Genomic DNA, 9,726 nt, shown 5'->3' with positions numbered 1-9,726 from the left:
TATGAAGATTTACAATATAGTTCGGTTTTTTATATGGCTAAAACACTTTTGTCCCAGCCTCTTCTTATTTATTTAGATCAACTGCAGTCCCTTTTACAAGGTAAAGGATACTTTCTCCGATATTCGTAATATGGTCTCCTACACGCTCAACAAAACGTCCAACAAAGACGAGCTGCATTGTCTGTTGATGCTTTCCTGACTGTGCCTTGCGCTCATCAAGCATGTCACGGAACAACTCTCCGTACATACTATCTACTACATTATCCAAATCAGCCAGCTTTTTTGCTTTCGTAATATCTTCCTCTTCAAAGGCTTGAACAGCACTATGAATCATTTTGCTGACAACTTCCTGCATATCACGGATAGCCGGCGGAATGTCATACGGACTTAGAACATTCAATCGATTTACGCTTTTCGCGATATTTTTTGCATGGTCGCCCATTCGCTCCAAGTCGGAGGATACACGAAGGAAAGCGACTAAGCGACGCAAATCAGTTGCTACAGGCTGCTGCATTGCAATTAATTGAATAGTCGCCTCATTGATTTCCTGATCACGTTCATTCAGTAACTCATCATTCTCAATTACTTTATAAGCAAGATCACTATCCCGCTCATATAATGCGTCGATAGCTTGCTTTAAAGCTGTGTCTACTTCATACGCAAATGAAATAATTGACTTCTGAATTGATTCCAAATCTGCTGAAAACTGCTCTCTCGCTACCATAGTTCTCCTCCAATACGTAATTAACCAAAACGCCCGCTAATATAATCTTCTGTCCGCTTATCTTCCGGGTTAGAGAATATCTTACCTGTTTCCGCTGACTCTACAACACGGCCATGCAGGAAAAATGCTGTTTTATCTGAAATACGGGAAGCCTGCTGCATATTGTGTGTCACGATGACGATACAATATTTCTTCTTAAGCTCAGACATAAGCTCTTCGATTTTCAATGTGGAAATTGGATCCAATGCGGATGTTGGTTCATCCATTAAGACGACATCTGGTTTTGTCGCAAGCGCACGCGCAATACACAAACGCTGCTGCTGACCACCGGAAAGACCCATCGCAGAAGACTTCAGACGATCCTTTACCTCATCCCAAAGTGCAACATCCTTCAAAGTCGTTTCCACGATTTCATCCAATTCGCTTTTCTTCTTAATACCATGAATTTTTGGTCCATACACGATATTATCGTAAATTGACTGCGGGAAAGGGTTACCTTTTTGGAAGATCATCCCCACTTTACGACGCAAGTCCACCAAGTCAACTCTGGAATCAAGCAAGTTTTTGTTCTTATAATTAATTTCACCAGTCATTTTAACACCTGGCTCCATATTTATCATCAGGTTAAGCGTTTTGATGAATGTGGATTTACCACAGCCAGATGGGCCGATAATAGCATAAATCTCATTATTCAAGGCTTCCAAGCTAACATCCTTCAATGCGTGGAAGTCGTCATACCATAGGTTCAAATCATTTACTTGGAAAATTGTTTCTTTCGCTGCTGCCACTTGCATAGCTGTCGTGCCTCCTACCCGAATCTACCGGAAATATATTCTTCTGTTTTCGTCTCAGAAGGATTAGTGAAGATTTTCTTCGTATCATCGTATTCCACCACATCTCCATTCAAGAAGAAGGCTGTCTTATCAGACACACGAGATGCCTGCGACATATTATGCGTGACGATGACGATGCTATAATCTTCTTTCAGCTGCAGGATAAGTTCCTCAATTTTGGAATTGGATACTGGATCCAGCGCTGATGCAGGTTCATCCAATAGAAGGATCTGCGGTTCCATTGCCAACGTACGAGCAATACATAGACGCTGCTGCTGACCACCGGATAATGATAAAGCTGATTGATGCAGACGGTCCTTCACTTCATCCCAAAGAGCAGCTTTGCGTAAACTTTCTTCAACAATTTCGTCAAGGACCTTCTTATTTTTCTGACCGTTGTATTTCAATGCATGTGTAATGTTGTTGTAGATGGATTTAGGAAATGGGTTCGGTTTTTGGAACACCATGCCAATCTCTGAACGCAATGCTACAACATTGATGTCATTACGAAGTATATTAATTCCGTCATAAATGATCTCACCTTCTGCTCGGCTGGATGGGATCAAGTCATTCATACGATTGATGGAACGGATGAATGTAGATTTTCCGCAGCCGGAAGGGCCGATCAGTGCTGTTACCGCGTTCTTCTCGATACCCATATTCGCCCGTTTCACTGCTTCATTATTACCATAGAAAATGCTGAGATCCTTTACATCAAGTACAACTTCTTTCTTAGAAGCGCTTGTATTGGATGCAGCCATTTCATCTTCTGTTTTCGTTTCCGTTGGTTTATCTGCTGTATAGTTCATGTCACGAACTCCTCTCTTCATCATTTACCTGCTGTTAGCTTCTTATGAATGACACTGCCCAACCATCTAGCGAGGAGATTGAACACAAGTACAGCAATGACTAGAACCGCTGATGCACCATTGGCTACTTCACGTACATCTGGAATAAGACCCTGTGTATTAACAGACCAGATATGAACAGCAAGTGTTTCAGCTGGTCGGAAAATGTTCAGCGGAGAATTCTCTGCGAATGGATTCCAGTTTCCATAATCAAGTGTCGGTGTCGAAAGGCCTGCTGTATAAAGCAGTGCTGCTGCTTCCCCAAAAACACGACCGGAAGCTAGAATTGCTCCTGTAAGAATACCTGGGAAGGCATATGGAAGTATAACTGTCTTAATTGTATGCCATCTTGTAATACCTAAAGCCAAGCTCGCTTCTTTCTGTTCTTTTGGTACGCTTCGAATTGCATCCTCTGTTACTCGCACCATTACTGGAATATTGAAGATAGTAAGTGCCAAAGCACCACCTATGATTGTGTAACCCCAACCAGTGATGTTAACAAAGATCAAAAGACCAAACAAACCTACGACGATAGAAGGCAGCGAAGCCAGCATCTCGATACATGTACGAATAAAGTTTGTGATTTTGCCCGGTTTTGCATATTCTGCCATATAAATCCCGCCACATACTCCTAGTGGCACTGTGATGATCATCGTGATAAACAGGATATACAAGGAGTTGAACAGCTGGTCACGAATACCGCCGCCAGCTTGATAAGAACTGGAAGGAGACGTTAAGAAATCCCACGTTACCTGCGGCAACCCATTAGATAAGATGAAGTAGAATAGATAAAGCAACAATGCGACCATGATTGCTGCGATTGTGTAAAATACACCTGTTGCGATACGATCTGTAATTCTGCTGTTCATTAGATTTTCCTCCTACCGGACAAGTAACGGACAACAAAGATGAATAGGAACGAAATGATGAGCAAGATGAGACCCATCGACCAAAGTGTGTTGTTCTCAATACTGCCATATGTCGTATGTCCGATGTTCAGTGTAACAATTGTTGTCAAAGTTCCAGCTGTGTCAAAAATGCTGCCAGGGATATCTCGTGTGTTACCGATAACCATTTGTACAGCTAGTGCTTCTCCGAACGCACGTGCCATTCCTAATACAATAGCTGTGAGTAAGGAAGGCAATGCTGCTGGAATTAATACCTTACGAATTGTCTGCCAGCGTGTCGCACCTAGTGCAAGTGAACCTTGTCGCAAGCTGTTTGGCAATGACCGCATGGCATCTGTTGCTATAGTAGTAACCGTAGGGAGAATCATAACAGTCAGGACGATAACTCCTGCAAACAAACTAAAACCGATACCAGGAAAATGATCTCGTAATAATGGCACTAGGACAACAAGCCCGATGAAACCATACACAACAGAAGGTATACCTACCAATAGTTCGATAACCGGCTGCAGTACTTTTTTACCGAATTTTGGTGCGATTTCAGACATGAATATCGCTGCACCAATACCAAGTGGTGCTGCAATTAATGCAGATAGGAAAGTAACAGCTAACGAGCCGAAAATAAATGGAAATATACCAAATGATGCATTCTCGCCGCCTGTTGGATTCCAGTTCGCGCTAGTTAGATATGCAATTGGATTAATATTATTAACAGTAAATGACTGCAGACCTTTTTGGGCAAGGAAAACAGTAACAGCAATTGTCGCTGCAATCATAATTACTGCACATATAGTAACGAGGGAACGTCCACGCACTTCATCCCATCGTCTGTTTTTCTTCGTCAGAATCAGCCGTTCTTCAGCTGATGGAGATACTGATGCTTTTGCCAACTTGTACAACTCCTCATGAAAACAACGGAAAGGAACACCCTAAAAAATGGTCTCCCGCTGTCTGTGATATAGCTAATTTATATAACCACAGTAAGGTAAATGCAGTATTACACTGCATCTACCTTATGTTTTTAGTATTATTTTTCAGTAAGATTGCCTTCTGCGTCGCGTTCAACCTGCATGTCAGTCATTGGAACGTAGCCTTGTTCAGGTACGATTGTAGTTTGAACTTCGTCGCTTAGCATATAATCTAGGAATTCTTTCGCTAGGCCTTCAGGCTCTCCGTTTGTGTAAGAGTGCTGATATGCCCAGATTGGGAAGTCACCAGATCCGATTGTTTCGTTAGTAGCTTCAACACCATCGATTTTAGATTTTACGATTGTATCGTCATCGAAGTAAGATAGTGCCAAGTAACCGATCGCTCCGTCTGTATCAGCAACGATTTGCTTAACAGTGTTGGAGGAATCCTCCGTAACACCTTCTGCAGGTGTTTCGCCATCAAGTGCGTATTTTACGAAAGTATCACGTGTACCTGAAGAATCAGGACGGTTAACAAGTGTGATATCCATGTCTGCTCCGCCAACGTCAGACCAGTTTGTCACTTTACCTGTGAAGATATCGATCAATTGTTGTTTTGTAAGATCATCTACATCAGCTTTAGGGTTGATAGCTGCAGTCATACCAACAACTGCTACTTGATGATCAACAATTGCTCCTGCATCGATGCCTTCTTTCTCTTCAGCAAATACGTCAGAGTTACCGATGTCGATCGTACCTTCCTGAACTTGGCTTAGTCCAGCTCCTGAACCACCTGCTTGAACCTGAATGTCTGCATCAGCGTTTTCACCTTTGTACTGTTCAGCTGCTGCTGCTACTAGAGGCTGCATTGCACTAGAACCTGCTACAACAATGGAAGTTTCAGAAGCTTCTCCTCCGCCACCGTTGCTGTCCCCGCTTGTGTCTCCTTCAGATTCATTGCCGCCAGCGTTACCGCCACATGCTGCAAGTACACCGATAACTAGTGCGAACATTGCTAGCAATACAGATAGTTTCATCTTCTTCATGTTTAATTTTCCCCCTACGTGATTCGATTAGTTCATTTGCCTTACAAGTACAATATTAACTTGTCTTCATTAAGGAAAAATAAACGGAATGTAAAGGTTGTGTAAATCCAAGTATTAATTTGCCGAAAAAAAAAGAACCACCCCGTTTATTGGAGTGATTCTATGGGTATAACTATTATTCGTTTTTGTCTTCGTCGTCAGGAGCTGTATGCTCGTAATAATATTCAAGCGCACGGTTCATGATGTTGTACGTGATAGGATATTGCGTTCCGCCGCTGATGATACCTAAGTTCGGTACCATAACAGCGAATGCGATATCAGGATTTTCGTCATCGGCGTATCCAATCAGAGTCCAGTTCTCCAGGTCAGTACCATTTATGCTAGTTTGAGCAGTTCCTGTCTTACCTGCAATATTATATGTTTTTGCTTTTGCACTCAGATGGCTGTAAGCAGTACCTTTTTGCGTCTGGAACACCATTTCGAAACCTTGTTTGACTCGATTAATCTGATCATCCGTAGCAGTAATCTTATTTAATACTTCAGGAGACTTTGTTTCCGCGAGCGGACCGAGTTTATCCTTCTCATTTGACGGTTCATGGATCTCACTTACAAAATGAGGTTTAATTCGATATCCTCCATTGGCAATGGTCGAAACATATTGAGCCAACTGCATCGTAGTGTATGTGTCGAACTGCCCGATCGAGAAGTCAAGCAGGTTACCCGCTTGACCAGTAGTTCCTACATAACCCACAGACTCTGAAGGTAAATCTATTCCTGTCTCAACACCTAAACCAACTTGATTGTAGTAATTACGTAATTTTCGAAATGCATCTTGATCAAACGAGACACTTTCTCCATTCTTTTGATCATATTCGCCACCTATACGCAAAGCAACATTAAACATGTATACGTTGGATGACATTTGCAAAGCCTGTAAATCGTTTATCCAGCCCATATTTTTATAGGAAGATTTCTCAGGGGTATCTTTAATTTTCATTGGTGTATCAAAGAATTGCTGATTCATCTTCACAACGCCTTCCTGATATCCAGCAAGCAATGTCGCTCCCTTAACGGTGGAACCGACCGCATTTGCGCTGAAGACAGTATTCATATCAGCAGATTCATATTTATTATCTTCCCGGTCGTAATGCTGTCCACTGGCTGCGTAAATTTCACCAGTATTCGGGTTAAGCATTACTGCCATTGCATCTTCTAGGTAACGGTTTGCACCTGGGTGCTTGTTGATGGCACTCTTCAGTTCATCACGTACGATTTTGTCCAGTTCTTTCTGGAAGTCCATATTGATGGACAATTGAAGATCCTGGCCGCGCTGTCCTTCAGAGATGACATCCTGGGACACAATGCTGTTGCTGTTATCCGTTACGTAGCGTACGCGTTTTTTGTCACCTTTCAGGAGACTTTCATATTGCTTTTCAAGTCCACTCGTACCAATCCGGTCATTCAGCTGGTAGTTACGGGACTTATAATAATCCTCTTCCCCTTCTGGGATACCTGTCTTGATTCCGCCAAGGATGCCGCTGAGAGAACCATCAAATGGATAATAACGTTCCCAGTCAGTTGCAACGTTGATGCCGGACAATTCGCCCATATTTTCAGCAATCGTCGCATATTCCTTCTCGGAGACATTTTTATTCTTGATTACATGCGGCACAAGCTCAGTGGCGCTATCGATTTCACGTTTGATAGCGATAATTTGTTTGGCATGATCATCACTTTCAAGTTCCTTATAATCATCTTCTGTAATCCGCTCTAAAGTTAGATCGTATACTTCTGAATCATCAAGGGTCTCTTTTTCTGAAGCAGTGATCCTGCCGTTCGCTTCGTCTGAGTTCAATACGTACCAATACTCTTTGTACTCACGCTCGGTTATCTTGTCAATTGCCTTATCTTCCATCTTGATGATGTCGGCAAGCTTTGTAGCAATCTCCAAACGTTTTTCAGAAGAATCTCCGTTTTTTGGCGGAGTATATGTGATGGAATAGACTGGCTCATTCCCGACAATCACATTTCCTTCGCTATCATAAATCATTCCGCGTGGAACAGAAATTTCAGCGATATCATTTGTCGTCTCTTCCAGTACTGCCTGGTGCTCCTCCCCATTGATAATCTGCACGACTCCAAGCTGCAGAACCAAGGCAGAAAACAGCAGGAAAACAATCGCAAACAAAACATTGAGACGGAAAGGAAGCAGTGCACGCTTCTTCTTCCTTTTTTTAGACATAATGTTCCCCCATTCTTACATACTGGTCTCATTATATCATCATCCACGGTACGCTTCTACTATAGACTGTCAGCGATTGTCGTCTCCTGCAATTTCATTTTTCGGAAGCTTCTTAACTGATGCAGCTGGCGCGAAGCTCTTGATATGCCTCGTAAAAAAGTAGATGAAAAATGGTCCTGTTCCAAGAATAAACATTAGATAGGGAATAGAAGCATCCGCCCAGATCCCCACCCCGATAAGCAATAGTACAACGGAAATAATCCTGCCTATGTTCGTAGCCACATCACTAAGGACAATATATTCTACTCGCAGTTTTGCAGCATCCCTCGCCTTCCCGATTACATCATAGGTAAGAGACAAATAAGGCACGTATAGAATCGGATAGAAAACACCGATGATACCAGCATAAATTAACAACGTAGTAAAATTTAGCTCAACTAGCAAAAGCACGACACTAAGTGAAAGTGCAACACCACTTAGGAAGATAGCCATCTTTCTCTGACGGCTTTTAATGTAACGGGTCGCAATATAATAGAAGATAAACGAAAAAGCGGAATAGACGAGATTAAACGTACCAAGCGAAAGCTCACTATTCGTAACGATAAAAACCCATACAGATATGATGAATGTATAGATACCTTCTCTCACACCTTGGAACACATGTGCCAATACCGTATTACGCCAAGCCGAATCGCGTTTAACTTCCTTCCATACCTTCCTTAGTCCGAATTTACCTTCTGCCCCTCTTCTTTTTATACCCGCTGTACATAAAACAGCTAAAAGGAACAAAAAGAAAGATACAGCGAAAATCAGTGTATAGCCATGAGAATTGTTCATTCTGGTAATGATATATCCGGCGACAAATGGACCAATCATACCTGTTAATGATTGCAAAAGGCCAGATACGCCATTAAAAAAGTCTCTTGTTTCTGGTTCTGTCACCTCAAAAGTAAGTACAGAATAAGCCAGCCAGTACATCCCGTAGCCTATTCCAAGCACCGCGCCAAGAAGCAGGTTATAAGAAGCGGCTTTTTCCCCAGTAAATAAAACGAGAAGAAAAAATACACTCAGGAAGAATACACCTATACGGAGTATGATGACTCGATCGATTCGTTTCGCCCAACTCCCAGACAATGTAAAGAGAATTGTTTGAGCAACATAAATCGCTAAGTTGTACATCGCAATATTAATCAGATCATTGGTCTGTTTCCATAAGTAAATATTGACAAACGTATTCGACAGAAATATACCGAGAGAGTAAAGGGCCCCGATAATTAGCAGCACATGCAGCTCTTTCCTGGCAGAATCCGCGGTAAATAAGTTCGGCTTCATAATGCCATCTCCTTTTACTGCTACTTAGTATCCGTCAACAGAAAAGAGATATGCACAAAAAAAGACACCAGCTAAAAGCTGATGTCTTTTCGAATTACCGTCTTATTTTGCTTCTCTGTAAAGACGCTCTACTTCATCCCAGTTTACAACGTTCCAGAAAGCACTGATGTAATCAGGACGTTTGTTTTGGTATTTCAAGTAGTAAGCATGCTCCCATACATCAAGGCCAAGAATTGGTGTCTTGCCCTCCATAACAGGGTTGTCTTGGTTTGGCGTAGATACGATTTCAACTTCACCGTTTTCTACGATAAGCCAAGCCCAGCCAGAACCGAAACGGCCAGCTGCTGCAGCTGCGAATTCTTCTTTGAATTTATCTAGTGTACCGAATTTGTTTGCAATGGCACTAGCTACTTCGCCAGTCGGCTCTCCGCCGCCATTAGGAGAAAGAAGCTTCCAGAATAGGCTGTGGTTGTAATGACCGCCGCCATTGTTGCGTACAGCTGTCTGTACGTCGGAAGGAAGTTCGTTAACACCTGCAACAAGCTCTTCCAAGGATTTGCTTTCTAAGTCAGCTTTCCCTGCGATTGCGTCGTTTAACTTAGTCACATATGTGTTGTGATGTTTTGTGTGGTGGATGTTCATTGTTTCCTTATCGATATGAGGCTCAAGTGCGTCGTATGCGTAAGGCAATTCTGGTAGTTCAAATTTAGCCATGATTATTCCTCCTTAAATGATATGTAATTCAAAGGTGGTTACCTTTTCGTAAAGCGTACCAAAGCTTGTCTGAAACGGCAAGCATTTTGCTTCAAGAGCATTGTATATTCTTCCCAGCCTTTTGTATTTAACACACAAAAAAACAGCTATTCATTCGAACAGCTGCCTTAG

9 protein-coding genes are annotated in these 9,726 nt (G+C 42.2%); all 9 read right to left on the bottom strand.

Features of this window, described 5'->3' with window-relative positions; translation table 11 throughout:
• Positions 1 to 64 precede the first annotated feature (64 nt).
• Positions 65 to 724, bottom strand: coding sequence for a phosphate signaling complex protein PhoU (phoU, locus tag AE2B122_RS01990; protein WP_095268709.1), 660 nt, complete (start codon positions 722 to 724; stop codon positions 65 to 67).
• A 20-nt stretch (positions 725 to 744) separates the two neighbouring features.
• On the bottom strand, positions 745 to 1,518 hold the full coding sequence (gene pstB / locus AE2B122_RS01985; RefSeq protein WP_038561333.1) for a phosphate ABC transporter ATP-binding protein PstB: 774 nt from the start codon (positions 1,516 to 1,518) through the stop codon (positions 745 to 747).
• A gap of 14 nt (positions 1,519 to 1,532) precedes the next feature.
• Positions 1,533 to 2,318: a phosphate ABC transporter ATP-binding protein PstB gene (gene pstB, locus AE2B122_RS01980; protein ID WP_254593416.1), complete on the bottom strand. Its 786-nt coding sequence runs from the start codon at positions 2,316 to 2,318 to the stop codon at positions 1,533 to 1,535.
• A gap of 68 nt (positions 2,319 to 2,386) precedes the next feature.
• Positions 2,387 to 3,274 carry a phosphate ABC transporter permease PstA gene (gene pstA / locus AE2B122_RS01975; protein WP_038561341.1) on the bottom strand — a complete coding sequence of 296 codons (888 nt, stop codon included), beginning with the start codon at positions 3,272 to 3,274 and terminating at the stop codon, positions 2,387 to 2,389.
• Positions 3,274 to 4,203, bottom strand: coding sequence for a phosphate ABC transporter permease subunit PstC (gene pstC, locus AE2B122_RS01970; RefSeq protein ID WP_038561344.1), 930 nt, complete (start codon positions 4,201 to 4,203; stop codon positions 3,274 to 3,276). Before pstC ends, pstA begins: the two co-directional genes overlap by 1 nt.
• Positions 4,204 to 4,340: 137 nt before the next feature.
• Positions 4,341 to 5,267, bottom strand: a complete 927-nt coding sequence (locus AE2B122_RS01965; RefSeq protein WP_095218103.1) for a phosphate ABC transporter substrate-binding protein PstS family protein — start codon at positions 5,265 to 5,267, stop codon at positions 4,341 to 4,343.
• Between the two features lie 175 nt (positions 5,268 to 5,442).
• Complete coding sequence (locus AE2B122_RS01960) at positions 5,443 to 7,509, bottom strand: penicillin-binding protein 2 (protein ID WP_095218104.1); 2,067 nt, start codon at positions 7,507 to 7,509, stop codon at positions 5,443 to 5,445.
• A gap of 69 nt (positions 7,510 to 7,578) precedes the next feature.
• The gene (locus tag AE2B122_RS01955) at positions 7,579 to 8,841 is read right to left on the bottom strand and encodes an MFS transporter (protein ID WP_175072948.1); all 1,263 of its coding nucleotides are present in this window, start codon (positions 8,839 to 8,841) and stop codon (positions 7,579 to 7,581) included.
• Positions 8,842 to 8,943: 102 nt separating this feature from the next.
• A complete protein-coding gene (locus tag AE2B122_RS01950; protein ID WP_095218106.1) occupies positions 8,944 to 9,555 on the bottom strand; it encodes a superoxide dismutase in 612 nt (203 codons plus the stop codon).
• Positions 9,556 to 9,726: the final 171 nt, after the last annotated feature.

This window comes from Terribacillus sp. AE2B 122, from assembly GCF_902497585.1.
Taxonomy (GTDB): Bacteria; Bacillota; Bacilli; order Bacillales; family Amphibacillaceae; genus Terribacillus; species Terribacillus saccharophilus_A.
Note: the sequence above shows the minus strand (reverse complement) of the source record. Positions and strands in the feature narration are given on the sequence as shown.

Coding starts and splice junctions, on each gene's coding strand:
- phoU (WP_095268709.1), bottom strand. CDS start 724: ATGGTAGCGAGAGAGCAGTTTTCAGCAGATTTGGAATCAATTCAGAAG.
- pstB (WP_038561333.1), bottom strand. CDS start 1,518: ATGCAAGTGGCAGCAGCGAAAGAAACAATTTTCCAAGTAAATGATTTG.
- pstB (WP_254593416.1), bottom strand. CDS start 2,318: ATGGCTGCATCCAATACAAGCGCTTCTAAGAAAGAAGTTGTACTTGAT.
- pstA (WP_038561341.1), bottom strand. CDS start 3,274: ATGAACAGCAGAATTACAGATCGTATCGCAACAGGTGTATTTTACACA.
- AE2B122_RS01965 (WP_095218103.1), bottom strand. CDS start 5,267: ATGAAGAAGATGAAACTATCTGTATTGCTAGCAATGTTCGCACTAGTT.
- AE2B122_RS01960 (WP_095218104.1), bottom strand. CDS start 7,509: ATGTCTAAAAAAAGGAAGAAGAAGCGTGCACTGCTTCCTTTCCGTCTC.
- AE2B122_RS01955 (WP_175072948.1), bottom strand. CDS start 8,841: ATGAAGCCGAACTTATTTACCGCGGATTCTGCCAGGAAAGAGCTGCAT.
- AE2B122_RS01950 (WP_095218106.1), bottom strand. CDS start 9,555: ATGGCTAAATTTGAACTACCAGAATTGCCTTACGCATACGACGCACTT.